25 protein-coding genes and 1 pseudogene are annotated in these 25,536 nt (G+C 70.5%); 11 read left to right on the top strand and 15 right to left on the bottom strand.

Features of this window, described 5'->3' with window-relative positions; all coding sequences use genetic code 11:
• The first annotated feature begins 96 nt into the window (after window positions 1–96).
• The 3 genes from ACFYO8_RS21165 to ACFYO8_RS21175 are packed head-to-tail and all read left to right on the top strand — an operon-like array spanning window position 97 to window position 1,647.
• Entirely contained in the window at window positions 97–534 is a 438-nt protein-coding gene (locus ACFYO8_RS21165; protein ID WP_354874133.1) for a hypothetical protein, read from the top strand.
• On the top strand, window positions 531–1,007 hold the full coding sequence (locus tag ACFYO8_RS21170) for a thiol-disulfide oxidoreductase DCC family protein (RefSeq protein WP_387257429.1): 477 nt from the start codon (window positions 531–533) through the stop codon (window positions 1,005–1,007). The genes ACFYO8_RS21165 and ACFYO8_RS21170 overlap by 4 nt, the downstream gene beginning before the upstream one ends.
• On the top strand, window positions 952–1,647 hold the full coding sequence (locus ACFYO8_RS21175) for a TetR family transcriptional regulator (protein WP_355015226.1): 696 nt from the start codon (window positions 952–954) through the stop codon (window positions 1,645–1,647). The genes ACFYO8_RS21170 and ACFYO8_RS21175 overlap by 56 nt, the downstream gene beginning before the upstream one ends.
• Window positions 1,648–1,837: 190 nt before the next feature.
• Here the strand turns inward: ACFYO8_RS21175 and ACFYO8_RS21180 are convergent, their stop codons facing one another.
• On the bottom strand, window positions 1,838–2,503 hold the full coding sequence (locus tag ACFYO8_RS21180) for a GNAT family N-acetyltransferase (protein ID WP_354874139.1): 666 nt from the start codon (window positions 2,501–2,503) through the stop codon (window positions 1,838–1,840).
• 229 nt (window positions 2,504–2,732) lie between these two features.
• Between ACFYO8_RS21180 and ACFYO8_RS21185 the strand changes: the two genes are divergently transcribed.
• From ACFYO8_RS21185 to ACFYO8_RS21200, 4 genes are all read left to right on the top strand, one after another.
• Complete coding sequence (locus ACFYO8_RS21185) at window positions 2,733–2,912, top strand: DNA repair protein (protein ID WP_354874141.1); 180 nt, start codon at window positions 2,733–2,735, stop codon at window positions 2,910–2,912.
• Window positions 2,913–2,975: 63 nt separating this feature from the next.
• Complete coding sequence (locus tag ACFYO8_RS21190) at window positions 2,976–3,233, top strand: type II toxin-antitoxin system VapB family antitoxin (protein ID WP_354874143.1); 258 nt, start codon at window positions 2,976–2,978, stop codon at window positions 3,231–3,233.
• Complete coding sequence (locus tag ACFYO8_RS21195) at window positions 3,233–3,652, top strand: PIN domain nuclease (protein WP_354874145.1); 420 nt, start codon at window positions 3,233–3,235, stop codon at window positions 3,650–3,652. Before ACFYO8_RS21190 ends, ACFYO8_RS21195 begins: the two co-directional genes overlap by 1 nt.
• Before the next feature lie 103 nt (window positions 3,653–3,755).
• Window positions 3,756–4,274: a hypothetical protein gene (locus tag ACFYO8_RS21200; protein ID WP_354874147.1), complete on the top strand. Its 519-nt coding sequence runs from the start codon at window positions 3,756–3,758 to the stop codon at window positions 4,272–4,274.
• A gap of 48 nt (window positions 4,275–4,322) precedes the next feature.
• On the opposite strand, the gene ACFYO8_RS21205 is transcribed toward ACFYO8_RS21200, so the two are convergent.
• Together ACFYO8_RS21205 and ACFYO8_RS21210 are read right to left on the bottom strand one after the other, a co-directional pair.
• Complete coding sequence (locus ACFYO8_RS21205; RefSeq protein ID WP_355095850.1) at window positions 4,323–5,060, bottom strand: Clp protease N-terminal domain-containing protein; 738 nt, start codon at window positions 5,058–5,060, stop codon at window positions 4,323–4,325.
• 62 nt (window positions 5,061–5,122) lie between these two features.
• A complete protein-coding gene (locus tag ACFYO8_RS21210) occupies window positions 5,123–7,513 on the bottom strand; it encodes an RICIN domain-containing protein (RefSeq protein WP_387257430.1) in 2,391 nt (796 codons plus the stop codon).
• 149 nt (window positions 7,514–7,662) lie between these two features.
• Here ACFYO8_RS21210 and ACFYO8_RS21215 point away from each other — a divergent pair, with 149 nt between their 5' ends.
• On the top strand, window positions 7,663–9,342 hold the full coding sequence (locus ACFYO8_RS21215) for a Na+/H+ antiporter (protein WP_355015225.1): 1,680 nt from the start codon (window positions 7,663–7,665) through the stop codon (window positions 9,340–9,342).
• Window positions 9,343–9,369: 27 nt separating this feature from the next.
• On the opposite strand, the gene ACFYO8_RS21220 is transcribed toward ACFYO8_RS21215, so the two are convergent.
• A complete protein-coding gene (locus ACFYO8_RS21220; protein WP_387257432.1) occupies window positions 9,370–12,021 on the bottom strand; it encodes a DUF4132 domain-containing protein in 2,652 nt (883 codons plus the stop codon).
• Window positions 12,022–12,330, bottom strand: coding sequence for a hypothetical protein (locus ACFYO8_RS21225; protein WP_354874157.1), 309 nt, complete (start codon window positions 12,328–12,330; stop codon window positions 12,022–12,024).
• Window positions 12,331–12,443: 113 nt separating this feature from the next.
• Between ACFYO8_RS21225 and ACFYO8_RS21230 the strand changes: the two genes are divergently transcribed.
• Both ACFYO8_RS21230 and ACFYO8_RS21235 read left to right on the top strand, forming a co-directional pair.
• Window positions 12,444–13,934 carry a sigma-70 family RNA polymerase sigma factor gene (locus ACFYO8_RS21230; RefSeq protein ID WP_354874159.1) on the top strand — a complete coding sequence of 497 codons (1,491 nt, stop codon included), beginning with the start codon at window positions 12,444–12,446 and terminating at the stop codon, window positions 13,932–13,934.
• A 21-nt stretch (window positions 13,935–13,955) separates the two neighbouring features.
• Complete coding sequence (locus ACFYO8_RS21235; protein WP_357706723.1) at window positions 13,956–14,936, top strand: DUF2804 domain-containing protein; 981 nt, start codon at window positions 13,956–13,958, stop codon at window positions 14,934–14,936.
• On the opposite strand, the gene ACFYO8_RS21240 is transcribed toward ACFYO8_RS21235, so the two are convergent.
• The 7 genes and pseudogenes from ACFYO8_RS21240 to amcA (ACFYO8_RS21270) form a co-directional block, all read right to left on the bottom strand.
• Window positions 14,921–16,678, bottom strand: coding sequence for a sugar-binding domain-containing protein (locus ACFYO8_RS21240; RefSeq protein ID WP_357706721.1), 1,758 nt, complete (start codon window positions 16,676–16,678; stop codon window positions 14,921–14,923). The two genes, ACFYO8_RS21235 and ACFYO8_RS21240, sit on opposite strands and share 16 nt — an antisense overlap.
• Window positions 16,675–18,003: an MFS transporter gene (locus tag ACFYO8_RS21245; protein WP_357706719.1), complete on the bottom strand. Its 1,329-nt coding sequence runs from the start codon at window positions 18,001–18,003 to the stop codon at window positions 16,675–16,677. Before ACFYO8_RS21245 ends, ACFYO8_RS21240 begins: the two co-directional genes overlap by 4 nt.
• A 137-nt stretch (window positions 18,004–18,140) precedes the next feature.
• On the bottom strand, window positions 18,141–18,803 hold the full coding sequence (locus ACFYO8_RS21250) for a pentapeptide repeat-containing protein (protein WP_354874167.1): 663 nt from the start codon (window positions 18,801–18,803) through the stop codon (window positions 18,141–18,143).
• 59 nt (window positions 18,804–18,862) lie between these two features.
• On the bottom strand, window positions 18,863–19,045 hold the full coding sequence (gene amcA, locus ACFYO8_RS21255) for a multiple cyclophane-containing RiPP AmcA (RefSeq protein WP_174535323.1): 183 nt from the start codon (window positions 19,043–19,045) through the stop codon (window positions 18,863–18,865).
• Window positions 19,042–20,178, bottom strand: coding sequence for a cyclophane-forming radical SAM peptide maturase AmcB (gene amcB, locus ACFYO8_RS21260; RefSeq protein ID WP_387257434.1), 1,137 nt, complete (start codon window positions 20,176–20,178; stop codon window positions 19,042–19,044). Before amcB ends, amcA (ACFYO8_RS21255) begins: the two co-directional genes overlap by 4 nt.
• Window positions 20,175–20,437 (bottom strand): annotated as a pseudogene (locus ACFYO8_RS21265) (hypothetical protein). The gene amcB and the pseudogene ACFYO8_RS21265 overlap by 4 nt, the downstream one beginning before the upstream one ends.
• A complete protein-coding gene (amcA, locus tag ACFYO8_RS21270) occupies window positions 20,434–20,598 on the bottom strand; it encodes a multiple cyclophane-containing RiPP AmcA (RefSeq protein ID WP_357706714.1) in 165 nt (54 codons plus the stop codon). The pseudogene ACFYO8_RS21265 and the gene amcA (ACFYO8_RS21270) overlap by 4 nt, the downstream one beginning before the upstream one ends.
• Window positions 20,599–20,968: 370 nt before the next feature.
• On the opposite strand from amcA (ACFYO8_RS21270), the gene ACFYO8_RS21275 reads away from it, so the two are divergent.
• Window positions 20,969–22,195 (top strand): helix-turn-helix transcriptional regulator, encoded by a 1,227-nt coding sequence (locus tag ACFYO8_RS21275; protein WP_357706712.1) that lies wholly within the window; start codon window positions 20,969–20,971, stop codon window positions 22,193–22,195.
• 6 nt (window positions 22,196–22,201) lie between these two features.
• Here the strand turns inward: ACFYO8_RS21275 and ACFYO8_RS21280 are convergent, their stop codons facing one another.
• The 3 genes from ACFYO8_RS21280 to ACFYO8_RS21290 all read right to left on the bottom strand — a co-directional run bounded on the left by ACFYO8_RS21280 (window position 22,202) and on the right by ACFYO8_RS21290 (window position 25,348).
• Window positions 22,202–22,876: a YdcF family protein gene (locus ACFYO8_RS21280; protein ID WP_387257436.1), complete on the bottom strand. Its 675-nt coding sequence runs from the start codon at window positions 22,874–22,876 to the stop codon at window positions 22,202–22,204.
• A gap of 367 nt (window positions 22,877–23,243) precedes the next feature.
• Window positions 23,244–24,260, bottom strand: a complete 1,017-nt coding sequence (locus tag ACFYO8_RS21285; RefSeq protein ID WP_387257437.1) for a hypothetical protein — start codon at window positions 24,258–24,260, stop codon at window positions 23,244–23,246.
• A 251-nt stretch (window positions 24,261–24,511) separates the two neighbouring features.
• Complete coding sequence (locus tag ACFYO8_RS21290) at window positions 24,512–25,348, bottom strand: MarR family transcriptional regulator (RefSeq protein WP_387257439.1); 837 nt, start codon at window positions 25,346–25,348, stop codon at window positions 24,512–24,514.
• Between the last annotated feature and the right edge of the window lie 188 nt (window positions 25,349–25,536).

The raw sequence follows: 25,536 nt of genomic DNA on the forward strand, positions 1-25,536 counted from the left end.
GCCGCCGTCGCCGGACGACGGTTATTGAACGCGTTCAAAATTTGTCGTAAGCTCACGTCGCCCTTGATTTGAACACGTTCAAGAAAGGCGACGGGGATGGACGCGAAGGTCTGGATGTACCTGGCCTACCTGACGGTGAGCATCGGTCTGACCATCTGGGTGGCACGGGCACTGTCCCGCAACGGGCAGGTGTTCCTGGAGGACGTGTTCGCCGACAGCCGGCTGGCCGGGGCGGTGAACAGCCTGCTGGTGGTCGGCTTCTACCTGCTCAACCTCGGCTACGTCACGGTGGCGATGAAGGAGTCCGATCCGGTCGGCGACACCAGCCAGGCGCTGGAGCAGCTCTCCATGAAGGTGGGATTCGTTCTGCTGGTGCTCGGCGCGCTGCACTTCTTCAACGTCTTCGCGCTCGGCCGATACCGGCGCGGCCGCCTGCGCCAGCAGGCCACCCACCCGCCGCTGCCGCCGGTCAGGATGCTCCCGCCGCAAGGTGGGCCCGTGCCGGCGGCGGGCCCGAACCCGCCGGCCCGGTGACGTCCGCCGCGGGCGGGCACCAGCAGGATCCCACCGGGCACGGGGCCGGTGGGATCCGCGGGTTCACCGTCCTGTTCGACGCGGAATGCCCGATGTGCCGGGCCGCCCGGCGGTGGCTGGCCTCGCACGCCCAGCTCGTACCGCTGGAGTTCGTGCCGGCCGGGTCCACCGAGGCCCGGCGGCGCTTTCCCGGGCTGGACCACGACGCCACGTTGCGCGACCTGACGGTGGTGGCCGACACCGGCGCGGTCTACCGCGGCGACGGCGCCTGGTTCGCCTGCCTCTGGGCGCTCGCCGAGCATCGCGGCACGGCCGAACGGCTGGCCCGCCCACACCTGCTGCCGCTGGCCCGGCGGGTGGTGGCGGCGGCCTCCGCGGTCCGCGAGCGGATCCGGGAACCGGGATACGGTGACGACGATGACCGAGCAGAGTGCGCCGACGACCGCTGCGGGTGGGTCGACGGCCCGGGGTGAGCAGACCCGCCAGCTGATCCTGGACACCGCGATGCGGCTGTTCCGCGAGCGCGGGTACGCGCGCACCACCATGCGCGCCGTCGCCCAGGAGGCGGGCGTGGCGGTGGGCAACGCCTACTACTACTTCGACTCCAAGGAGCACCTGGTCCAGGAGTTCTACGCGGGCACCCAGCGCGAGCACCGGGAGACGGCCGCGCCGGTGCTCGCCCGGGAGCGGGACTTCGCGCCGCGACTGGCCGGGGTGCTGCACGCGGGCATCGACGTGCTGAGCCCGTACCACGCGTTCGCGGGCGCCTTCTTCAAGACGGCCGCCGAGCCGACCTCGCCGCTCAGCCCGTTCTCCGCCGAGTCGTCGGCACCCCGGGACATGTCGATCGCGCTGTTCCGCGAGGCGCTGACCGGCTCCACCGCCAAGCTCGACGCCGAGCTGCGCGAGGCCCTGCCCGAGCTGCTCTGGCTCGGCTACATGGGGGTGGTGCTCTACTGGGTGCACGACCGCTCGGACGGGCAGGTCAAGACCCGGCAGCTCATCGACGGCGTGGTGCCGCTCGTGGACCGGCTGGTGGGGCTGTCCCGGCTGCGCGTGCTGCGGCCGGTCACCCGCCAGGCGCTCGCGCTGATCCACACGCTGCGCCACTGACCTCAGCGGGCGCTCCGGGCAGCGATTCCGCAGGTGAGAGTCCGTAACCGGACAATGACGCACCCCTTGTTCACCACCGGCACTAAACATAGCGTTACCGATGCCGGGCCTGGGGAAGAGCCGCGGACCGTGGATCCGGCCCGGGATCCACGGTCCGCGCCGGGCCGCTCGCCCGGCCGGCCCACCCCGGTCAGCGCGGGAAGACGCCGAACGCGGTGAAGCCCTGCTCCGGGAACCCGGCCGCCTCGGCCACCCGGGCGGATGCGGCGTTGCCGGGGTCGTGCAGATAGGTGGGGATCGCCCCCTCGTCCAGCACCCGGCGCGCGGCCTGCGCGACCAGCCGCCGGGCCAGACCGCGCCCGCGCGCTGCCGGCACCGTGCCCACCGCCAGCTCGTGCCCGTACGCGTCGTGCCGCTTGATCCCCACGCCGGCCCGGTACTCGCCGTCGGCGCCCCGGACCACGAGCACCTCCCGGTCGAACAGCCGCAGCCACGGCGGCAACCCGGGCAGCGTGGGGGGCACCCACTCCCCCACCTCGGGCAGCGGCGCCGGGTCGGCGCACCAGCGCAGGACCGAGGTGTGCGCGATGAACTCGGGCGTGCCGACCGCGCCCGGCAGGGCGGGCAGCCACTCCCCGAGCGGCCGATCGCGCACCAGCGCCCGTACCGCCTCCACACGGTCCGCGGCGACCGAGAGGACGGTGCTGCCGTCCGCCGTCACCGCGAGGGCCGGGCGCAGCCGTCCGTCCCAGGCCGGGCGGGCGCGGCGGTAGGACCGGACCACGTGCAGCCCGGGGCCCGCCGGCCACTGTCCCAACCAGGTCGCCAGATGAAGGAAGACCCGCCGGTCGAGCACGTGATCATGGTACGCCGTGCCGCCGCGCCCATGTCTGCGGAATCGGCCGATCGCGCCGGCGGTTGAGACGCGCGGCCGACGGGTAGAGGGTCGGCACGCCAGCGACGGGTGCCGATTCCTGCTTCCGCCACCGGTCGCAGGATTCCGGCGCTTCGCGGAACCGACGGCATCGACCCTGCGTCACATCCATTTCCATACATGTACAAGTTTCTCTGGGACGGTAGTGGTCATGCCTCACGAACCGAATGACCGATTCCAGCAGGGCGCGGAGCGCCGCTGGCGGGCCGCCGCAGACGCCGGACGGTTTCCGGCGCAGCCGGCATACCGCGAGGCCCGCGACCGGGCTACTTCCTGGGCCGAGGTGAACGCCCAGCCGGCCGCCGCCTGGCACGGCTCCGCGACCGGCTGACGCACCAGGATCGCGTTTAAGTTGGTGCTCCCCGGCAACGAGCCGTGGTGTACGTTCGAGGGCATGACTCGCATCACCGTCGACGTGAACGATGAATGGCTGGAGTCGGCACGCGAGGTGCTGGGCACCGACACCAAGGTCGCCACCATCAACGCCGCGCTGCACGCGTTCGCCGTCAGGCGGCAGGCCAAGGAGATCGTCGCCGCCTTCGACCAGGTGGAGATGGACTTCACCGATTCGGAGGAGGGCTGGCGTTACGGCGGCGGACGCGACCTGAGCCGGCTCGCCGAGCGGGCGCGCGAGGGCGAGGCCGCAGCCTGATGGCCGGGCGCGTCTACCTCGCCGACACCTCGGTGTACGTGCTTCAGGGCCGCCACCAGATCGTCCGGAAGCGCTTCGAGACACTCCTGGCCGAGGGCCGTCTGGCCGCGTGCCAGATGACCTCGCTGGAGTATCTGAACAACGCCCCGACACCCAAGGGCTACGAGATCCTGTGGCAGGCATTGCGGGGTCACCGCTGGCTGGACGTCACCGCCGAGGCGATGGACCGTGCCCTGACGGTGCACCGCCTGCTGGCCGCGGAGAGCCAGCACCGCAACTTCCGGCTGCCCGACCTGATCATCGCGGCGACAGCGGAGCTGCACGGTGCCACCGTCCTGCACTACGACGCCGACTACGACCGGATCGCCGCGCTCACCGGCCAGCCCGCCGAGTGGGTCGCCCCGAAGGGCAGCCTCTAGAAGGCGGACGACACACCGGCTGGGCGGCGTACCAGCCTTCGCACACCTGTGCGGTAGCGTCTTGTGGTCCGATTTCCGGCCTACGACAGGAGAAGCTCCGCGCATGGGCAAGAAGACGATCCACGTCTCCGACTTCACCGGTCGGGTGCTGAGCCCCGACGACGAGGTGGTCAAGGTCGTCGTCCTGGAGCACCCGGACTTGGTCGCCGGCCCCGTGCAGCTCGACGCCACCCCGGTCGAGGTGGAGAGCATCGACGACGCGGCGCTGGACGTCGCGGTGGTGGAGATCCACGACCGGCACGGCCACGGCGAGCCGCGCCGCGTGGTGCTGACCGCCGGCGAGTTCGACGCGATGGCGACCGACGTGCCGATGGCACAACTGCTGCGTACCGCCGAGCGGGTCAAGCCGCCCAAGGCCCGGCGCGCCACCGAGAAGACCGACTACGGCACCATCGAGCACGCCGGACGGCCGCATCGCGGCCGGGTCACCGAGGAGGAGGCCCGGCTGGTCCGGGAACACCTCGACGAGGTGAACAAGCGCCTCGCCGACGCCGGCATCCGCCAGGTCGACCCCGCCGACCCGGAGCACGCCGCCCGGTACGGCTTCCCCACCGCCGCCTGACACCCGCGTCCCGGGCACGCGCCCCCGTGACGCGTGCCCGGTGCGACGTCAGGCCCCTTCCCGGTTGATCTCGGCCAGCGCCGTCTCGAACGCCGATTCCAGCGCGGTTTTCTCCAGGCCGGCCCTGCGCAGCACGCCGTCGTCGCCCTCCTCCTCCAGCAGGGCGAGCAGGATGTGCTCGGTACCGACGTGGTGGTGGCCCATCCGCAGCGCCTCCCGGAACGTCAGCTCCAGGACCTTCTTGGCGCGCGCGTCGTAGGGGATCAGGTCCGGAACCGGGTCGGCCTTCGCGGGCAGCGTCGCGGTGACGACCTCCCGCAGCCGCTCCAGGCGTACGCCCCGAGCCACGATCGCGGCGGCGGCCCGCCCTTCCGGCTCGGCGAGCAGCCCGAGCGCGACGTGCCCCGGGGTGATCTCGGCGTTGCCGGCGGCCCGCGCCTCCTCCTGCGAGGCCAGCACGACGTTGCGGGCGCGCGGAGTGAACCGGCCGAACCCGGCGTTCGGGTCGAGCGCGGCGGCTGTCTCCGCCTTGGCGGCGGAACGCTTCTGGGCGGCCTGTTTGCTCACCCCCATGCTGCGGCCGATCTCCGTCCACGAGGCGCCGGAGCGGCGCGCCTGGTCGACGAAGTGCCCGATGAGGTGGTCGGCGACGTTGCCCAGGTGGTCGGCCACGAGGACCGCGTCGGCCAACTGGTCGAGCGCGCCGGTGCGCGACTTCTTGATGCCGTCGATGAGGTCGTCGAGGCGTACCGGATGGGTCATCTTGTGCGGTGCGGTCTCCTCCATGCGTCAACCATAGGTTGACGATTGCGTGGCGGTCAACCCCCGGTTGACGATGTGATCGAGGCTCAGCCGCGTACCCACCGCTGGTTGCTGCCGCCGTTGCAGGTCCAGATCTGCACCGCGGTGCCGTTGGTGGTGCCCTGCCCGTTGACGTCCAGGCAGAGACCCGAGCCGACCCCGACGATGGTGCCGTCGGCGTTGATCCGCCACTGCTGGTTGCTGCCGCCGGTGCAGGTCATGATCCGCGCGCGGCTGCCGGACGCGGCGCCTGGGACGTCGAGGCACTTGTTGCCGTACACGGTGAGCTGGTTGTTCGTGCCGGCCGTCCACTGCTGGTTGGGCCCGCCGTTGCAGTCCCAGATCTGCACGACCGCGCCGTCGGCCTGGCTGGCGCCGTTGACGTCGAGGCAGCGGTTGGCGCTCGCGCTGCGCACCTCTCCGGTCGGGCCGCTGGAACCGTCGCCCGGCGTGATCGCGAGGTTGTCGAACTGGGCGGTGACGCCCTGGCCGGTGCCGTACCCGATCTGGCCGGCCACCCAGGCGGAGTCCGACACGGTGCCGACGGTGGTCCCGTCGATCGCCGCGGTGAGGGTGCTGCCGTTGAGCGTCAACGAGAGGTTGTGCCAGCGTCCGGTGCCCAGCGCCGCGGTGTTGCCGCTGGCCAGGGTGCGCCAGTTGCCGCTGGTGTTGTTGCTCCGGATCGACCAGGCGCCGCCGTCGGTCACCCGAAAGTAGTAGCCGTTGAGGTTCTGCGGGCCCTGGTGGTTGTAGGTGTTGCCGCGGCCGATGAGCTGGGCGTAGCCGGGCTTCTCCAGCAGCACGTCCGAGGAGACCGTGTAGTTGCGCCAGGTCAGATCGCCCAGCAGGGCATACGGTTCGGCCTGGCCGGACGTCCAGTAGATCGGCGCCTGCTCGGACATCTGGCGGACACACTGTCCGGTCCGGCCGCCACCGCAGCCGACGATCTCGAACGAGCCCTGCTGGTCCATCAGGTACCGGGCCTCGCGCCCGGTGGCGTAGCTGTCGAAGTCGTCGCGGTACGGCAGACCCAGGGTGCCCTGGACCGGGCTGACAGCCGTGCCCTTCCCCTGCCCACTCGTGGTGGTGACGCTGTAGACGTAGCCGGGCTGGACGGTGAGCGAGAAGCGCCCGCCGTTCGGTGTGATGTCGGCGCCCCGGACGAAGTGCTCGGCGCTGTTGTTGGACCTGAGGTTCGTCGCCCACACGCGCACCGTGCCGGCGGAGAGCCCGCCGGTGACGGTGACGTCGAGCTGCTGGGCCGAGCCGGCGTCCTGCGTCTCGATGATGGTGCTCCAGTCGCTGTTGTTCGTGGACTTCAGCGAGACATAGCTGCCGTTGCCGCGGTTGCCCCCCAGGTAGCCGCTGGACGAGTCGAGATAGCGCCAGCCCGGCGCCGTGAACTGGGTGGTGTGCGCCATCACCCAGGTGCTCCTGCCGATCGAGTAGGCGCCGGACCACGGCTGCTGCGCCACCGCCACGCCGGTGGTCGCCCAGGGAATGTTGGGGGTGACGGCGGCGATCACCGGCCAGTTGATGTACCCGGTCATCTTGCCGTCGAGGTAGCCGCGGTTGATGCCCCGGGCGAGGGCCGACGCGCCGGCGTTGTAGTCGTCGGAGCCGTTCTCACTGGCCCACAGCTGCTTGCCGGTGGAGATCGCATTGGCGGAGCTGGGGCAACTGGTCTGGGCGCTGCGGTAGCCGCAGACGTAGTGGCTGCCGAAGACCTGCACCGCGTTGGCGAACGCCGGGTCCCGCAGCGAGTCGTCGGCGGCACCCCACCCGAAGTCGTCCGAGGCGACGATCTTCACGTTGCCGTAGCCGCGGGAGTCGAGTGTGGAGCGCAGGTTCTTGTACCAGGTGGTGTTGTAGCCCTTCTCGTTCCACCCGCCGAGGTAGTTGATGGTCAGTCCGTGCGTCGCCGCGCAGTCCAGCCACCCGACGAGGTAGTTGATCGAGTCGGTGGACCAGAAGTTGCCGTTGCCGATCCAGCCGGGCGCTCCCCAAGCCAGACCGACCAGGGCGATGGCGGGGTTCCGCGCCCGCGCCTGCTCCATCAGCCACCACTCGTAGCCCCGGTTGCAGTTCACGCTGCCCCGGGTGTGCTCGTGGCTGGGCTCGGCGCCGGAGGTGGAGTTGGTGTCGCCGCCGATCTCCACCTTCATCAGTTGCATCGCGGCGCCGTAACCCGGCTTGAACAGGTAGTCGAGGATGTCGCTGCGCTGCGGCTCCGGGTAGTCGATCAGGAGTCTGCTGTTTCCGCCGCCGCCGCTGACCGCGCCGACTCCGTCGAGCGCGCGGCCGCCGGAGGCGCCGTTGACGGTGAGGGCGGTCGCCGCCCGGGCTGGCGCGGCGGGGACGGTCAGCGCGAACGCCGTCACCATCGCGGCCACCGCCGCCGACGCCATCCGTCGCCACGCCACATGTTCTCCGCTCATCCTGCTGGACACCGACCCACCTCCAGATAGACACACGTCTATCAAACGTTAGGCATGTTAGCGTTCACACCACGAGTTGGTCAACGCCTCGCCGGCCCGGGCCCCACCCCACCGAACGACGCTCGCGAAAACGGGTAAGGTCGGTCGGGGTGAGCACCCATTCGACACTGCTGTTCGTGCTCGCCGCCGTCGCGGTCGTCATCGCCGTGCGGTGGGTGGCGGCGCGCAGCGGTCTACCGGCGGCGGCGCTTCTGCCCCTCATCGGCATCGCGTACGCGCTGCTCCCCGGCCCCAACGTCGACCTCGATCCCGACCTCGTGCTCATGGTCGTGCTGCCACCGTTGCTCTACAGTGCCGCGCTCGACTCGTCGCTGCTGGACATCCGCCGCAACCTGCGGATCGTGGTCAGCCTCTCCGTGGTGCTGGTGCTCCTCACCGGACTGCTCGTCGGCGTCGGGTTCCACCTGTTCGTCGCCGGCGCGACCCTGGCCGCAGGCATCGCGGTCGGCGCCGCCGTCGCCCCGCCCGACCCGGTCGCCGCCCTGGCCGTGGGCCGCCGGGTCAACCTGCCGCCGAAGATGGTCACGATCATCCAGGGCGAAGGGCTGCTGAACGACGCCACCGCGCTGACCATGCTCAGCGTCGCGGTGGCAGCCGCCGTGGGCGGCGAGTTCTCGTTCCACGCCGCGGTCGGGCAGTTCGTGCTCGCCGCGGCCGGCGGGATCGCTGTGGGTGTGGTCGTCGCCCGGGCCAAACGGCTGGTCCGGCCGCTCACCGCGGACCCGCTGCTGTCCAACGCGATCTCGCTCGCGACACCGTTCGTGGCCTACCTCCTCGGCGAGGCGCTGCACGTCTCCGGCGTACTCGCAGTGGTCGTCGCCGGCCTGATCGTCGGCCACCAGACGCCCCAGTTCGGGTCCGGGGCAGCCCGTCTCCAGACCAACGCCGTGTGGCGACTCGTCGACTTCCTCCTCGAAGGCTTCGTCTTCCTGCTCATCGGCCAGCAGCTCCCCGCCGTCATGCGGGGTCTGCGCCAGTACGACACGTCGACCATCGTCATCGCCGTCGCCGTATCCGTCGGCGTGGTCCTGCTCCTGCGCCCGGCCTGGCTGATCCTGACCCAGTGGCTCCCCCGGTCGCTGCACACCCGGCTGGGCGGCGTCGCCGAACAGGACGACACCGACACGCCCGGCGGGGCGCTTCGAGCCGGGCGTGCCGAGCGCAACGCCCGCGGGCTGACCGCACGCGAGGTGGTGGCGCTGAGCTGGTCCGGCACCCGGGGCGTGATCAGTCTGGCCGCCATCTTCACGCTGCCCCTCACCACAAACAGCGGAGACCCGTTCCCCGACCGCGACCTGCTGCTGTTCTGCACCTTCGTGGTCGTGCTGGTGACGCTCGTCGGGCAGGGCCTGACGTTCGCGCCGCTCGTGCGGATGCTCGGCCTGCGCGCCGACGAGGCCGACCAGGCGCGGGTACGCAACGAGGCCCGCTCCGCCGCCGTCGAGGCCGCCCTGGCCCGCCTCGACACCGTCGCCGCCGAGGAGCCGGACACGCGGGTGGCAGTCAACACCACCCGCGCCCAGTTGCTGACCCGGCTGGCCCGCTACCGGGGGCGGCTCGACCTCCTCCAGCAGAGCGGATCGTCGGAGCTGCCCACCTCACCCGAGTACGAGACGGCGCTGCGGGTCCACCGGACCGCGCTGGAGGCACAGCGCGAGGAGTTGCTGCGGTGGCGCGACTCCGGCCGGCTCCCGGACGAGGAGCTGCGCGTGCTGGAACGCGAACTCGACCACGAGGAGCTGCTGCTGCCGAAGCGGGCGCCGAGCTGACCCTGGGCCCGGCGCCCGCCGGCCGCCTCACAGCTGGCGCAGGATCACCGGATCCTTGATCTTCTTGTCGGCGGCAAGCAGCAACGCCTTGCTGATGATCTCGGTGAGCCGGTTGTCGCCCTCGAAGGGCAGGAACATCTCCGGCTCCTTCGCCTTCGCCGAGTCCGGGATGACGCACAGGTACCGCTCTTCCGGTGCGATCAGGATGTTGCCCGAGCCGCAGTGGATGCGATACGTGTGCAGGTCACCGCGTACCTCCAGGAACCTGTCGGTGAGCGTGCAGCGGCCGGCGATCGCCAGCCGGGGGATCAGGTCCGCCAGCACGTCCCGGCGCGTCCGGCCGGTCGGGGTCAGCTCGCCGAAGCTGCTCTGCGACCAGTAGTCGCGGTACCGGCCGGCGGGGCCGCCGTCGTACCAGTTCGGGTCGGCGCCCACCCCGGCCGCGGCCACGAACAGATCGACGTCGCGCATCGCCTCACTCAGCACCACCGGCGGAACCTCCGCCAGCGCAACCGGCAGGCGCTCCCCCCGGACGAACCACATCTGGTCGGTGCCCATCGTGTCGAACACGCCGTCGTCCCGATCCTCGATCCCGGCGACGCCCAGCTCGACGCGCAGCCCCCAGTCCGGCAGGGCCAGCCAGGGCAGGCGGTAGGAGGCCCCGTCGTTGCGGTGCTGGACGTACGACCAGCCGCGGCGGGACAGCAACGCGTTGAGGCGGTGCTGGAGGACGATGTGCGCGGCGAACCGGTTGGAGTACGTGCCGGTGGCCCGCTCCGCGTCGGTGAGCAGGTACTGCTCCCGGTGCGCCTGCTTGAACGGCTGGGTGATCGCGTGCCGGGTCAGGAAGTCCCGCCACAGCCCGACCGCGGCCGGGTCGCGCACCGGGTGCCACAGCCGGACCGTCGCGTCCGCCGCGGGCTCGAAGACCCTGTCGTCCACTGTCCGCAGCGCCTCACCGGCCCAGCAGCAGGCGACGCCGTCGACGGTCCAGACGAGCCGCCGGGCCAGGGTGCGGGCCAGCGGGTGATCGAGGAACCTTTCACGCCACTGCTCGACCGTCCACGAACGGTCCCGCCGCAGCAGCCCTTCCAGGCGGTCGCGGGTGGCGACGAGCGTGGCGGCGACGTCGGTGACTGTCGCCTTCAGCTCCTTCACCTCGTCGCCGTGGTCCCTGCGCACCTGCGCCGGTGGCGTCTTGACCACCTTGCCGTCGGCGTTGCGCCACACCACTACGGCGTCGACGCCCCGCACCTCCAGCTCGTACGAGCAGTCGCCCAGCTTGTCCGCCAGCGGCAGCCCGAAGCCGGGCAGGGCCATCTCCTCGACGTCCTCCCGGCTGACGCCGAGCGCCTCGGCGTGCCGGGTCAGCCCCTTCTCCACCAGGCGCAGCGTGCTCTTGTAGGTCAGCCGCGAGGACAGTCGCGCCAGCTGGGCGAGCGCGGCGGGGTGATCGGTGTCGACGAGCGCCGCCACAGCGACGTTCGCCAGTTTCGGGCTCGCCGGGCCGTGGCCGGAGATCTTGCGGGCGGCCCGTTCCGCGATCTGGCCGAGGCTGCGCAGAGCCTCTTCGGACGGCGGGCACATCGTCCGCATCCAGATCAGCCCCCACAGCAGTCTGACGTTGTAGCGGTCGATCAATCGCGGTGGAAAGTCCTTGATGTGGCCGGGGCAGCACGTGGTCATGCGCAGCGGCAGGCTGCGGGACTGCCCGACGAGCGGGAGCCAGTCGTCGAGCCGGGCGGTGAACTCGTCGACGCCCACCGCGTCCAGCAGCGACCGGGCCTGCTTGCGCCAGGCGGCCGTCGGCTTCGCCTTGTCCGCCTCGACCGGGCAGTGCGCCAGCAGCGCCTCCCAGGCGGACCTACGGTCCGCCGGCATCGCGTCGATGTCCGCGACGGCGCGGTCGGCCCACTGCTCTCCGACGTTGGGGATCGGCCACATCCGGTCGGCCTCGTCGCTGATGTCGCTCAGCGAGCGCTCGATCCCGGTCCGGCGCCAGGTCGCCAGCGCCGCCGGGTTCACCCGCCCGGCCGCCGCCTCCGCCTGAATGGCATCCCAGGTGAACCGGTTGAGGTGCCAACTCCAGTAATTGAATCCCAGCCAGGCCTGAGTGCCCAGCCGGCCGAGCCAGGCCGAGCCGTCGAGGCCGCCGCCGGAGCGCGCGGCACGGATCAGCTTGCCCCGGCCGTCGCTCTTCTCCTCCGGCACCGTGAGCGCGTCGAACACCACCTGCCGCACCGAAGCCGGTTGTGCGGCCAGGAGTTCTGTCGTCCGACGCCACGCTTCGCCCCGGGCCCGGTCCAACGGCTTCTCGTGCTGGTACGGCAGGCCCGGCAGACTGTCGATCAGGGTGGAGGCGGCGGCGACCCGCCTGTCGTGATCCGCGTCGTCGCCGGTCAGGTCGGCCACGGCGGCGGCGACCGACTCGATCTTTTGGATGGCGTCCGGCAGCAGCTCGACCAACGGCGCAGCGAGATCGTAGGGCCCATGCGGATCTTTGAGCGCAGCGAGCAGCGACGGAGCCGTCCCCGCCGGTGCCCATCCGCACACCGTCACCACCCGGTCGACGAATTCCTGCTTCCCGGTCTCGTTGAGGTTTTCGGCGCTCGGGCCCCACCACTTCTTGGCGGTGGCGGCCACATCGCGCAGGGCCGACTCGGGGTCGTACGCGCTCATTCAGCCACCCACCAGCGGAACGAGCTTGAGGAAGGTGACGCGGGATCCCGCGTGCAGGCGGACCTTCTCGTCCAGGTCGGTGACCTGGTGGTCGTCTACGAGCACCACGAAGGCGTTGCGGCCGAACGCGTCGAGCGTCAGACGGGTGCGCTCCTCCGGGTCGACGTCCACGCCGGACTCGGCGATCTCCAGCGAAACCCGCCGTCGGATCAGATCGTCGAGCCGTAGCTCTTCCTCGAAGACCTCGATGGTCCACGCGGGCCCGCTCGGAGCACCGACGACCTCGTCGGTGACTGTGATCAATGGCATGGCGGAGAAGGTAACGCGCCCCACCGACACCGCACGCATTTTGTGTGACCTGACCGCGTACCGGACAGTCTCCACCGTGTACGAGATCGTTCCGTGAAGGCGAGGTTGTGAGCGTGTCCTCTCACGCGTACCCGGGCAGGGCCGACATGTCGACGGTGGTGGACACGGCACGCCGCGGCGACCGGGCGGCGATGGACGAGCTGGTCTCGCACTGTCTGCCGCTGGTCTACAACATCGTGGGCCGGGCGCTGAACCGGTCGTCCGACGTCGACGACGTGGTGCAGAACGCGATGGTGGGCGTCGTACGCGGGCTGCCGGGCCTCCGTGACCCGCGGTCGTTCCGGTCTTGGCTGGTCGCCGTCACCATGAACGAGATCCGCACCCACACGCAGCGCCGGCACACCACCCCGGCGCCGCCGGAGGACATCGACAACGTGATCGACCCGCGCGCGGACTTCGAGGACCTGACCCTGACCCAGCTCCGCCTCTCCGACCAGCGCCGGGAGGTCGTCCTGGCCACGCCCTGGCTGGACGACGACCACCGCCACCTGCTGTCGCTGTGGTGGCTGGTCGAGGCCGGCCACCTCAGCCGCGCCGACCTGGTCGACGCCCTGAACCTGGCCCCGCACCACGTGACAGTCCGGGTCTCCCGGATGAAGGCGCAGCTGGACACCGCCCGGCAGGTGGTACGAGCACTCACCGCCCGGCCCGGGTGCGCCGGCCTGGCCGACACGGCCGGCGGCTGGGACCGCCGGCCGGCGCCGGTGTGGCGCAAGCGGTTCGCCCGCCACATCCGGGACTGCCCGCAGTGCCCGGACGCGACGAACGACCTGGTTCCCGCCGAGCGGCTGCTGGCCGACCTGGCGCTCACGCCCGTACCGGCCGATCTCGCCTCGGACGTCACGCACAACCTGCGCACCGTCGCCTCGCCGTCGCACGTCGCCCCGCCCGGCGCGCAGGCCGTGACCGCCGGCGCGCGGTCGGCGCTGTCCCTGTCCAAGACCCTGATCGGCGTCGTCGCCGCCGTCGCCGTGCTCGGCGGGGGCGGTCTGATCCTCGCCAACTACCCGAGCGGGTCGACGCAGCAGCCGACGAGCGCGGCAGCCGCGCAGTCCTCGGCGGAGACCGCCGCACCGGCGCTCACGCCCTCCCCAAGCCCGCTGGTGCCCTCCCCTACCGCAGCCCGCCGCCCGAGTCCCACCCCCACCAAGTCGGTGAAGCCGTCACCGAAGCGGACCCCGTCGCCCTCCAGGTCCGCCGGCACGTCGACGGGTGTCTCCGCCGCGGAACGGCGACTGCTGGTGCTGCTCAACGAGCGACGTCGCGCGCTCGGGCTGACCGAGGTCAAGCTCGGCCCGGCGCAGCACCGCGAGGCGGAGTCCTGCGTACGGAAGAACCTGAACGCGGGCAGCGGGCTGACGCACTGCGGGCACGAGGTGCTGTTCGCGTCGTCCGGCAACTCCTCGCCGGAGCAGATGATCGAGGCCTGGTTCAACAGCCCCGGCCACAAGACGGCGCTGACGTACGCCAGTTCCCGCTTCGCCGGCCCGGCCATCGTCTTCAACGGCAGCCGCCAGGTCGCCGCCATCAACATCGACTACTGAGGCGGTCGCTACGCTCCCCCGATGACGCACGAGAAGGAGATCGTCGAGCCGGTCGACCTGTGCATGCCGGACGGGCGGCTCAACCCCGCCGCAGTCGGCTGGACCCGCCGGCCGCTGCACCGGGCGAACCTGCGCGGCTGGGGTAGGACCAAGCGTTGGGAGTACTGGGGGATCGTGACGCCCACCCACATCGTCGGTCTCGTCGCGTCGTCGCTGGACTACGCCGGGGTGCACGGCCTCTACGTGCTCGACCGCGCCACGAAGGTCGAGACCGGCAAGGACGTCGTGGTCCCCTTCGCCCGCGGCGCTGTCATGCCGCCGGTCAGCGGCGCGGGCACCGTGAGCGCGCGCGGGAGCGGCCTGTCGATCGACATCGACCAGACCACCGAGGGCAGCACGATCCGGGCCACCGCACCCGGCATCGAGATCGACCTCGTGGTGCCGCTCCCGCCCGGCCACGAGTCGCTCGGCGTCGTGGTCCCGTGGGGCCCGCGCCGGTTCCAGTACACGGTCAAGGACGTCGGACGCCCGGTGCGCGGCTCGCTTCGGGTGAACGGCAGGACGTACGCCGTGGCCGAGCGGGACTCGTTCGCCGTGCTCGACCACGGCCGGGGCAAATGGCCGTACGCGATCAGGTGGAACTGGGCGGCGGGCAGCGGGCCGGACGCGTCGATCCAGCTCGGGGGCAAGTGGACCGACGGCACCGGCTCGACCGAGAACGCGCTGATCGTCGGCGGCCGGCTGCACAAGCTCGGCGCCGAACTGCGCTGGAGCTACGACCGTCACGACTGGCTGCGGCCGTGGCGGATCAGCGGTGATCGGGTCGAGGTGCAGTTCCACCCGTTCCACGAGAAGGTCTCGCGCACCAACCTCGGCGTCGTGGCCAGCGAGACCCACCAGTGCTTCGGGCACTTCTCCGGCTGGGCGCAGGCGGACGACGGCGGACGCGTGGCCCTGGACGGCCTGGTCGGGTGGGCGGAGGAGGCTCAGAACCGCTGGTGACGCAGCAGCGCGTTCACCCGCCGGACCGCTTCCTCGGGGAGCTTGGCCACGCGGCGATCGTAGGTGAGCAGACCGTTCAACTCGTCCTCCACATCTGACAGCTGGGTGTAGACGGTCGCGCTCAGGCCGGCCCGGATGGCGGGCACGATCTGCTCGGTGTGCAGCCGCGTGAACGCCTCCGCCAGTTCCTCGGCGCTCCGGCACCGCCGGTAGCCGAACTCCTTGCGGCTGAAGGCGTGCCCGTCGACGCGCAGGCTGTAGCCGCCGTACTCGGACAGCACCAGCACCCGCCGGTCGCCGCGTCGCCGCGGCACCCGGAATCGGCGGAAGTAGACGTGCAGGCTGCGCAGGTCACCCCCGCGCTGGTCGTGCCATCCGCTGGCGTGGTCGACCGTACGGGTGGGGTCGAGCTCGGCGACCTCGCGGGCGATGCGGGCCGCGTCGAACTGGCCCCAGCCCTCGTTGAAGGGCACCCACACGGCGAGGCTCACCACGTTGCGCAGATGCTCGACGGTGTCGCGCAGCTCGGTCCGGAACCGGTCCCGTCCGCCGGCGTCGGCGCGGCCGAACCAACGCCGCCACCGGCCCCGGTCGGGCAGCCGCAGCGGCGTCACCGCCGGCGCGGTGACGACCAGCGGGTGGTAACTGCTGCCGCCGTTGACCATGTCCTGCCAGACCAGCATCCCCAGCCGGTCGCAGTGGTGATACCAGCGCAGCGGCTCGACCTTGATGTGCTTGCGCACCATGGTGAACCCGAGCCGCTTCATGGTGGCGATGTCGGCGACCATCGCCTCGTCGGAGGGCGCCGTGTACATGCCGTCCGACCAGTAGCCCTGGTCGAGGATCCCGGCGTGGAAGTACGGCCGGCCGTTGAGCAGCAGCCGGGGCACGCCGTCGCCGTCCGGTCCGACGCCGAACGAGCGCATCCCGAAGTAGCTGCGGACCCGGTCCGCGCCCAGCTCGGCGGTCACGTCGTAGAGGAACGGATCCTCGGGGCTCCAGGGCCGTACCTCAGGGATCGGGATGCGCACGGCGACGCCGACGGGCACGGTGGCCTCGGCCACCGGGACGCCGGCGGCCAGGATCCGGATGCCGGCGTCGCCGGCATCCGCCGTCGCGTGCGCGGTGACCTCGACGCACCGCTCGTCGAGGAGCGGCGTCAGGGTGAGGTGCCGCAGGTGGACGGCGGGCACGCTCTCGGCCCACACCGTCTGCCAGATGCCGGACTGGGCGGTGTACCAGATGCCGCCGCGGCGCAGTCGCTGCTTGCCCCGGGAGTGGTGGCCGGTGTCGCTGTCGTCCTGGACCGCCACCACCAGGACGTTGGCGTCCTCGCCGAGCGCGTCGGTGAGGTCGCAGGTGAACGCCAGGTACCCGCCGGTGTGGCCGCCGACCGGAACCCCGTTCAGGTAGACCTGGCAGGTCTGGTCGACGGCGCCGAAGTGCAGCAACAGCCGCGAGCCGGCCGCGTGGAAGCCCGCCGGGAGGGTCAGCGTACGGCGGTACCAGAGCGTCTCGCCCGGCTGGAGCTGCCGCCCGACGCCGGAGAGCGTGGACTCCGGGGAGAACGGCACGAGGATCTGGCCGTCGTAGCGTTCGGGCTCGGTGGCCGAACCGGTGATCGCGTACTCCCACCGGCCGTTGAGGTTGAGATAGCTGTCCCGGGCGAACTGCGGACGGGGGTACTCGGGCAGGACACGCTCCGCGTCGAGAGTGGCACCCCAAGGGGTCAGCAGCGTCATGCCCGGGCCTCCTGCTCCCGCCGCCGCAGCGCCACGGCCGGCACCGCGATGAGGACCAGCACGGCCAGTGCCATGAGGAAGATGCCCGGCGTCGGGACCTGCTTCACCACGCCGAGATCCTCGTAGACCTCGCCGGCGTTAGTGATCACGGCGGCGCCGAGGTAGGGGCCGACGAGCATCGGCACGAGGATGGCGAAGACCATCCGCAGCCCCTGCACGTGGCCGGCCCGGTCCGGTGGCGAGCAGTCGCGCACGAGGGCGCCGATCGGGGCGAGGACGAGCATGAAGCCCGACATCATCACGATCCCGGCGGCGATCACGGGGACCATGCCGCGGGCGAAGAACATCAGCGCCAGACCGGCGCCGTACACCAGGACCGCCGGCAGCAGGAAGCGCACCTTGCCGACGCGGTCGATGAGCCGCCCGCCGACCACGCTCACCGCCGACGCCGTGACGAGGACGACGGCCAGGACGACCGCGTACCCCTCGATCCGCAGGTACCGCTGCAGGTAGATGATCAGATACGGCAGGAACACCTGCGTGGAGATCCCCCAGATCGACCAGGCGGCCAGGGCGAGGTAGAGCCCCGGGTTGGCCCGCATGGCAGCCGGGCGCAGACCGTGGACGACGGCGCGCAGGTAGCCGCCCTCGTGCCGGACGAGTGACGGGCTGTCCTCGACCAGGAACCAGGCCAGCAGACCGGCGACGGCCATGATCGCGCCGATGACCACGAAGAACAGTTGCCAGTTCCCGGTGCGCGCCAGCCCGTCGAACCCGCCAAAGATCACCAGCATGGAGACCAGCGGCATGATGGCGAGCACCGACTCCACCCGGCCGCGGTTCGCCGGCTCGGTCACGTCGGTGACCCACGCCTGGAACGCCGCGTCGTTGGCGCCGGAGCCGAGGAAGGACATCAGGCAGTCGAGTGTGATGACCGCGATCGCCGTGACGAGCACGACGTTCGCCACGGGCGCGATGTCCTGGACGAAACCCACTGTCAGGAAGCCAAAGGCCGCGGTGGAGACGCCCCACAGCAGATACCCGCCGGCGATGAACGACCTGCGCCGGCCGGTCCGGTCGGAGAGCGCGCCCAGCAGCAGCGTGGCGACAGTGGCGGTCACGGCGCTGGCGGCGACCATCGTGGCGATCACGGTGGGGTCGTCGGTGATCGTGTCGTACACGAACAGGTTCAGGTAGATGTTCTCGATGGTCCAGGCCATCTGCCCGACGAGCCCGAGCACGATCAGCGCGGTCCAGGTGCGGGCGCGCAGGCCGGCTGGACCGGCCGACGTGGCCGGGGTGAGCACGCTCCGGGTGGCGGACACGACGGCCTCCTTCGACGGGTCAGAATATGATCCGTCCCGTCCGGCCGTCGATGGGCCCGGGGTCTGCCAGGCTGCCTCGTCGGAGCAGGCATGACGAAAGGCCCTCGGTCGGAGTAGCCGGACCAAGGCCCTCGTCATCAGTCTTTGCGGACGGCAAGGTTGAGGTCGGCGACGGTCAGCTGGGTGAGGTCAGGAAGTTGGTCCTCGCCGAGCGTGACACCGCGCAGGTTTTCCAGCGGCGTCTTGAGACCGTGGAGGCGGTTGCCTCGCAGATCGGCGCCGTCGAGGTGGCAGGAGTCCAGTTCCAGTCCGGCGAGGTCACACGACCGCAGCGCGACGCGCGGTAGTCGGCAGGAAGACCACGCGCCGTGCGTGAGGGTGCAATCGGTGAAGGCGACCGAGCCGGCAGCGGCGACACGCTGGAGGGTGGCGTAGTCGAAGCGGCAGCCGTCGAACAGGACGTCCTTGAGGCGTACGTCGGTGAGTCTGGTGCCGGTGAACCGGGAGCCGGTGATCGCGCAGCGTTCGATGGTGATGCCGGTCAGGGTCGCTCCGGAGAAGTCGGTGCGGGTGATCTCGCAGCCGTAGAGGCTGCCGGCTTCCCAGGTGCTCTCACTCAGGTCCACGCCGGTGATCAGGCTGCTACGGACGCTGACGTCCTCGAGGTGCGAGCCGCGCCACGCCGCACCGTTAACGAATGCCTCGATGAGCCGGTCGGCCAGGTCCGTCGTGGTGTCGAGGTCGTCCGGTTCGAGGTCCGGCAGCAGGACCTTCACGTCGCCGATCGTGGTGGTGCGCATGTGTCCTCAACCTGTGTGGCGCGGGGTGGGCACGTCACCCCGCGCGTCCCGTGGTGGGGCTACTTCTTCTTGTTCCAGTTGTCCCAGCCGGGTCGACTGTCGAACTTACCCTTGTTGGCCCAGGTGGGGCGGTTGTCGAACTTCGCCGCGTCGATCGACGCTACCGACCGCTGCGGGTCGACGCCGAGGCGGGCGAGTTGCTCGGGTGCGGCGTTGACGAGGGTCGCGAGAGCGTTGGTCATGAGGTTCCTCCTTGAGGGGTGAGGTGATCCGCGGCGGCGCGGACGAGGGCCTGTCGGGTGGTCCGGCAGTAGTTCGTCTCGCGGGCGGTGAACGTCGCGTGCTCGAAGTAGCGGTTGCCGGCCTGGGCGCCCCGGCAGAAGTCGTAGAAGACGCAGTGGTCGGCGCAGTCGTTGAGGGCCGTGACGAACTCGGCGACGTAGTCCAGGTCGCCGGCGCGGGCGAGCATGGCGGTGATGGGTTGCTGAAGGACGTTGCCGGCGATGAAGTCGCCGTATCGCGGCTCGGTGATGCCGAGCAGCTCCGGTGACAGCAGCACCACCTGCCCATCCCAGGAGACGGTCGGGATCGGCTCGTACGGGGCGTGGTCGACGTGTCCGGCTCGGGTGGCGGCGAGATAGTCGGCCAGCCGGTCCAGGTCGCGGATCCGCAGCGGGCTGCCGCCGACGCGACGGGCGATGAGGTGCTGCCAGAACCGGTACGCAGCGTCCTCCGCCACCGGTGCCCGGTCGGCGCCCTCCTGCTCTTCGATGTTGAAGCCCACCGACTCGCAGCCGGGCAGGCCGGTGAAGAAGTCGAGGAGGGCGTCCGCGTGGTCGATGGTTTCCGGGGTGACCACACAGATCACCGAGTACCTCAGCCTCGCGTCGGTCAGGGTCTGCATGCCGCGCAAGGTTCGGGCGTCCGTCGGGTTGCCGGCCCGGTCGAGGCGGTTCCGGTTCAACGCGCCCGGTCCGTCGATGCTGACCCCGACCTCGAACCCGTAAGCGGTGAACAGCTCGCACCACTGTCGGTTGATCAGCGTGGCGTTCGTCTGGATCTCGTGACGCACCATTCCCGCGTGCCGCAGCTCCTCGAACGGGGCCAGCAGGCCCCGGAAGTGCCCGATGGGTGTGGCGGTGGGTTCGCCCCCGTGCCACACGACGCTCACCGGATGGCCGCTGTTCTGCTGGGCGATCGACTCGGCGCAAGCCTGCGCGACCGCGCCGCTCATCAGGCGGCGGGATCTTCGGTCGGGCAGGTAGCAGTAGGTGCAGTCGAGGTTGCAGAAGCTCGTCGGCTGCACGACCAGGGTGTGGAAGCTGCCGGCGATCGCCGGTTGGCCGGTGGCGTTGATGAGGCCGATGCCGTTCACGAGGTGGCCTCCTCAATGCTGGCGGCCCCGGTGGTGCTGACGCGGTAGGCGTGGGTGTGGCGTGCCGGCCAGCCGAGGAACCGGTCGAACATGTGCTCACCGGCGCTTCTCGGTACTCGGCCAGGAGCGCGAGCTTCGCTGCGCCGCAGGGCCACGGCTGCCCGCACCGGCGGCACAGCCACAGCGGGCGCATCGGCAGATGTTCCACCTCGGCCGGCGCGAGCCGGTTCGCCGCGAGACGGCGCTGCTGCCCAGTCACCGGCGACCGCCCTCGCGGGCCTGCTGCTCGAACAACCGACGCCACACGAAGGTGAGCAGCGGCGGGTCAGCGGGCCACACTCGTCCCGGCGAGGCCGTCCACCTCGGCTCGGGGCGCCGGGACTGGCCGGCCATGGCGTTACGCGAGACGTACACCGTCATGCCGCCACCCCCACCAGGGACGATGAGCGGCGGGCTCGCCGGGGGAAGGGCGAGCCCGCCGCCGCACCGCGGCGGCTGGGAGCAGACCGCCGATCACCCACCCGCGCAGCCCTCATGGCGGTACGCAGGCGGGGAAAGCGCCGAGACAGTTCGCTCCCGGAAGGGCCGAGCCAGCGGCCCAAGCCGTGGTGTGGTGCGCCGCTCATCGATCCCTCCATCTGCAGCTCCCTGTCAGTCATCCCTGACACCGGCATCGACACGCGCCGGTGATCTGGGGTGAACTGAACGTAGGGGCGGTCCGTTCGGAGGACCGGGAAAATCCGTACCGGGTCCGGCGGCCTTCAGCGGGCAGGGTGATGGTGTGCGAGGGATGACGGACGACATGACGATCGGCCAGCGCGTCGCCTTCTACCGGCGTCGACGAGGGCTCTCCCAGGAGGTGCTGGCCGGCCTGGTCGGCAAGACGCAGGAGTGGTTACGCAAGGTCGAGACGAACCGCGCCGACCTGGACCGACTGTCGGTCATCCGCGCGATCGCCAAGGCCCTCGACGTGTCCCTCGGCGACCTGATCGGTGCACCGAGCCTGTTCGAATGGTCGGACGACTCAGGGCGCGAGACCATCCCCGCCTTGCGGGCCGCGCTTCACGACTATCGTCACCTCGCGCCGACGCTTGCCAGCTCCGGGGACGTCGAGGCACCTGCCCTGCGCGAGATCGAGAACGACGTCGCCGAGATCTGGACCGCCTACCAGCACTCCCGGTACGGCACCCTCGCCCGCCGGCTGCCCTACCTCATCCACGACTGCCTCACCGCCACCGAGGCGTACGACGGAGACGACGGCCAGCGCGCGCACGCGATGACCGCATACGCCCACCAGCTCGCCGCGTTGTTCCTTACCAAGCTGGGCGAAGGTGACCTCGCGTGGACCGCCGCCAGCCGAGGCTTGGTCGCCGCCAACGCCAGCCACGACCACGTCGTCATCGGCTCACTCAGCCGCTCCGCCGCGCACTCGCTCGCCTCCATCGGCGAGTACGCCCAAGCCCTGGGCCTCGCCGCCACGGCGGCGCGGTTTCTGGAACCCCGGCTCGTCAGGCCGACTCCGCAGCTGCTGTCGGTCTACGGCAGCCTGCACCTCGTCTGCGCGCTCGCCGCCGCCCGAGACGACGACCGCGGCTCCGCCGACACCCACATCACCGAAGCCGATACCGCCGCACAGCGGCTCGGCGCCGACGGCAACCACGTGTGGACCGCGTTCGGGCCGACCAACGTGTCGATCCACAAGACGACCGTGGCGATGGAACTGGGCGATGTGCAACGCGCCATCGCCATCGGCGCCCCACTCGACACCAGCACCGTGCCCGTCGAGCGGCAGGTTCGCCACGCCATCGAAACGGCCCGTGCCCTCGCCCGGTGGAACCGCATCGACGACGCGCTCGCCGCGCTGCTGGACGCCGAGACCCTCGGGCCCGACCAGGTGCGCTACCACCAGCTCTCCCGCGACCTCGTCCGGGACATCCTCACCCGCCCCCGGCCACCACGACTGGCCGTCGAACTCAGCGACCGAATGGGCGTCCGGACGGGAGGCCCCCGCTGGTAGCTGGGCTCAGATCAACCGGCTCGTGTAGCCGGCCGCCACCAGGCGCTCGAAGGCCGCCCGCACCTCGTCCGGCATCTCCTGCGGGATCGCGAACCCGCGCTCGGCGTACACCTCGATCCGCTGCGTGTCGCCCACCAGCATGTCCACCACCCGCCGCGGGTCGCCGATGCTGCGCACATAGTCGTCCAGATCGAGCGGGTTCGACGCGCACACCACCTCGACCTCCGGCCACATCAACCTGCAGGTGGCGTAGGCCCGACGCTGCTGGTAGGGCCGCGACATGATCAGCACCGACCGCACCGCGATTTGTCGTTCAGCCAGGAGCGCGCGGGAGTACTCGAGGTTCTCGGCGGTGTTCGTGGCACGCGGCTCCACGAGAACCGCTTCCGGGGGCACACCCTGCTCGACGGCGTACTCGCGGTAGTGCACCGCCTCTCCACGCGGGAACCTTTCGACAGTGGTCGGGGCGTTCGCACCGGTGAAAACGATCCATGGGAACAGGCCTGCTTGAAACAGCCGCGTTGCGACCACGGCAACGCCGAGGTCATGGCTGCCCAACCCAATGCCGACGTCGCATGGGCGCAGCTCGTGGTGCATGTCGTGGTATCGCCACAGCGTCTCCACATCAGCCCGGATCTCGTCTGGAACCACGTGAGTCGGCACCGCGGCCTGCCGATCCATCAGCGCCCGCCAGGTAGGGCAAGCGCTGGAGTTTGATTCACGCCCTGTTCCCTCATGGCGTCAGCGTAGGGCAGGCCGAACGGTCCAGATCAGCACAGCTCCTCTGTCCGCCGGGGGACGGTCAGGCAGCGCGCGGACACCATCAGCGCCATCGGCACCCGCTCCCTCCGTCGGCGTCAGCCCTCGTACCTGAACCCACAACGCCATCTCGCCGGCGTCGCGGACGCCGCACCGAGCCGCGCGATCGGCGGCAGATCTGGATGACCTGATCAAACCTGGTCTGCCTCCGGCTGTGCGTTCATGGCACGGGTTGTCACCTTCAGCTTCCGGTCCCTCCGCAAGCTGGCCGCCGTTGAGGTCGTCGCTGTCACGAGGTCACCAACTCCCCGCCGTCAGGCTCGCGACCACCTGTCCTGGGGAATCGTCCATAAACGCCGAGGAATTCGATCATCATCTGCACAGCGGCGCCGGCTTCTGAGCGGCCTGGCGCCGCACCACGATGAGCGGCGTCGTTGCGAAGGCTGTTCAGCCAGCGCAGCCGATCGACCGGAACAGCGAGCGGAAGGCCGGAGTCCTCGGCGATCGAGACGTAGCCGCCGAGAGCCGTCCGCTCACTGATGCGTCCGCGCTGCCTTTCGGGCAGTTGGTCGGCGTGGCCGCAGACGTGCCGGCCAAGGGCAATCTCGAGGGCGGTAGCTGCGTCGATGATTGCGCGCCGGTAAGCGTCACGTCTGAATGCGGCCCGTGCGTCACGGCTGAGCACCTCTTCGAGCGGCGGTTCCTTGCCGTCACGGACGAGCCCGAGGATGTCAGCCCATTCCTGAGCGCGAAGCGGAAGGACGCGAGGTGTAGTCATCGTGAAACCCAAGGCACCGTCGTGGGGCGGTTCGATAAATGTGAGCCCTGCGCCGACCGACTCTGCGTCGGAGACACGGTGATTAGGGTCGAGGTCCTGGCCGGTCAGGACCTCAGTCCAGGTGCGCACGTCGTTGAACCACCTGTTGATGTATGCAGCGAGCTGATGCTCGGGGGTAAACCACGACTTGTGGTCGTAACTTGGGCCCTCGACGTCGGTCACGACCACGCGATGGAGCGCGGTGGCTGGCCGAAGCGAATCGGGAATGAAGGCGCCGTATTCCTTCACCCATACGACCTGCTCGCCGACCTCGGGCCGTGACTCGATGCCGGGCACAGGAGGGGCCCCGCCGACGGGTGGCCGGTCATCGGGCATCACGACGTTGAACCGGAGGTTGTCGTAGCCAGTCGGGTACGTCGCGTCGAGCGCGTCGCGCATCACCCAGATGTGCACCGGCAGCTCGAAGATCGCTCTCACCTCCATGTCGATCCCCCACACACCTTCCGTTGAGATCCGCTGGTACGCCATGCCTCAGCGTAGGTACTCGTCCCAGGCGTTGCCGAAATTTTCTGAGTGGTCGCGACTCGGTCTGGCCGCCTCCCTTCGACGCGGTGGACAGTGCTCTCGGATGCAGCAACTCTTGGGGCAGGCCGCCTGCTCCGCAATCGCTGCCGTGACGGCGCAGAGTGTCTGGATATCGGAAGCCAGAAGCGGGTAATCCATACGGTCGATGCTTGCTCCTCAAGGTGCCCGACTCGTGGCGGCTCACACGCATTCGCTTACTGCGGTTCGGCTACCTTCAAATCGGCGGGGACAGCTCCGACTGAAGGAGAAAGGTCGAGCAGCCGGTGACGTGCGGTGCCCTCCCCCGGGATCCTCCACACCTGCTCGTGTGGCCAGTGCTGGCGGAGCATCTCGACGGTGGTGACCGCGATCGGCGCCCTCAGCGGCCGGTTCACCAGGTCAGTGAGCAGGTTGGCCTCCCGGGTCGCATCTTGGGCGATGACCAGCACCGTGCCGACCGGCACGGTCGGATCAGTGCGCCGGTACCCGGCCAGAACCGCAGCGAGCCCGGCGGTAGACCGCTCGCGTTCTGCGATCACCTCACCGACCGGGCCCGGATCCACATGGACCAGGAACCGCACGCACCGGCCGTCCTCCAGCCACACCCCGTATCCGTCAGCGCGGAGATGCGCCAGCCTCCGCTCGCGCAGCCACGCCGACGTGTCCAACGTCGTCAACCACTGGAACAACCCACACCGGTCCGCATACCGCCGCGAAACCTCCAGCAGCGGCAGGAACAGCAGGTAGTGCGCCGCACCCCAGTGCCGCTGACCGAGCTGCAAGGGCACCGGCCGCCCCGACGAGACGAGGTCACGGCCGAGCAGGCCGACGCCCTCCCCCGTGATCCGATACCACCAGGCATGCGCACGGTCCTCCGCCGACCGCTCCCGGCCCACCAAACCCGCGGCGTGCAGCCAGGTGAGGTCCCGGTGCGCCGTCAACCGCGGCACCCCCGCCACCACCGCGACGTCACCCGTGGTCGCCATGCCGTGCAACGCCAGGAACGACAGGATCCGCCACCGCCGAGGCGTCACCTCGCGACCACCGGCCATCCATCGATGATCCCCTAATCATTGACGCCCGGCCATCCCGACGACCGGGCGGCTGCCGGTGGCACCCGGAGGGAACTCCTGCACCCTCAAAACGGGGTTTGTGAGACGTTTTCCATGATCACTGTTCACCGAATCAGCCAAAGAGCCGACGACGAAAAACTCAGAACCGGCATACCGCACCCCGCCAA

Origin of the sequence: Micromonospora sp. NPDC005257 (genome assembly GCF_042872445.1) — a bacterium.
GTDB lineage: Bacteria > Actinomycetota > Actinomycetes > Mycobacteriales > Micromonosporaceae > Micromonospora.

What these genes read in the sequence shown, in the direction of transcription:
- ACFYO8_RS21165 (WP_354874133.1), top strand. Translation starts at nt 97, where the DNA reads ATGGACGCGAAGGTCTGGATGTACCTGGCCTACCTGACGGTGAGCATC.
- ACFYO8_RS21175 (WP_355015226.1), top strand. Translation starts at nt 952, where the DNA reads ATGACCGAGCAGAGTGCGCCGACGACCGCTGCGGGTGGGTCGACGGCC.
- ACFYO8_RS21185 (WP_354874141.1), top strand. Translation starts at nt 2,733, where the DNA reads ATGCCTCACGAACCGAATGACCGATTCCAGCAGGGCGCGGAGCGCCGC.
- ACFYO8_RS21190 (WP_354874143.1), top strand. Translation starts at nt 2,976, where the DNA reads ATGACTCGCATCACCGTCGACGTGAACGATGAATGGCTGGAGTCGGCA.
- ACFYO8_RS21195 (WP_354874145.1), top strand. Translation starts at nt 3,233, where the DNA reads ATGGCCGGGCGCGTCTACCTCGCCGACACCTCGGTGTACGTGCTTCAG.
- ACFYO8_RS21200 (WP_354874147.1), top strand. Translation starts at nt 3,756, where the DNA reads ATGGGCAAGAAGACGATCCACGTCTCCGACTTCACCGGTCGGGTGCTG.
- ACFYO8_RS21205 (WP_355095850.1), bottom strand. Translation starts at nt 5,060, where the DNA reads ATGGAGGAGACCGCACCGCACAAGATGACCCATCCGGTACGCCTCGAC.
- ACFYO8_RS21210 (WP_387257430.1), bottom strand. Translation starts at nt 7,513, where the DNA reads ATGAGCGGAGAACATGTGGCGTGGCGACGGATGGCGTCGGCGGCGGTG.
- ACFYO8_RS21220 (WP_387257432.1), bottom strand. Translation starts at nt 12,021, where the DNA reads ATGAGCGCGTACGACCCCGAGTCGGCCCTGCGCGATGTGGCCGCCACC.
- ACFYO8_RS21225 (WP_354874157.1), bottom strand. Translation starts at nt 12,330, where the DNA reads ATGCCATTGATCACAGTCACCGACGAGGTCGTCGGTGCTCCGAGCGGG.
- ACFYO8_RS21235 (WP_357706723.1), top strand. Translation starts at nt 13,956, where the DNA reads ATGACGCACGAGAAGGAGATCGTCGAGCCGGTCGACCTGTGCATGCCG.
- ACFYO8_RS21240 (WP_357706721.1), bottom strand. Translation starts at nt 16,678, where the DNA reads ATGACGCTGCTGACCCCTTGGGGTGCCACTCTCGACGCGGAGCGTGTC.
- ACFYO8_RS21250 (WP_354874167.1), bottom strand. Translation starts at nt 18,803, where the DNA reads ATGCGCACCACCACGATCGGCGACGTGAAGGTCCTGCTGCCGGACCTC.
- amcA (WP_174535323.1), bottom strand. Translation starts at nt 19,045, where the DNA reads ATGACCAACGCTCTCGCGACCCTCGTCAACGCCGCACCCGAGCAACTC.
- amcA (WP_357706714.1), bottom strand. Translation starts at nt 20,598, where the DNA reads ATGACGGTGTACGTCTCGCGTAACGCCATGGCCGGCCAGTCCCGGCGC.
- ACFYO8_RS21275 (WP_357706712.1), top strand. Translation starts at nt 20,969, where the DNA reads ATGACGGACGACATGACGATCGGCCAGCGCGTCGCCTTCTACCGGCGT.
- ACFYO8_RS21280 (WP_387257436.1), bottom strand. Translation starts at nt 22,876, where the DNA reads ATGGATCGGCAGGCCGCGGTGCCGACTCACGTGGTTCCAGACGAGATC.
- ACFYO8_RS21285 (WP_387257437.1), bottom strand. Translation starts at nt 24,260, where the DNA reads ATGGCGTACCAGCGGATCTCAACGGAAGGTGTGTGGGGGATCGACATG.
- ACFYO8_RS21290 (WP_387257439.1), bottom strand. Translation starts at nt 25,348, where the DNA reads ATGGCCGGTGGTCGCGAGGTGACGCCTCGGCGGTGGCGGATCCTGTCG.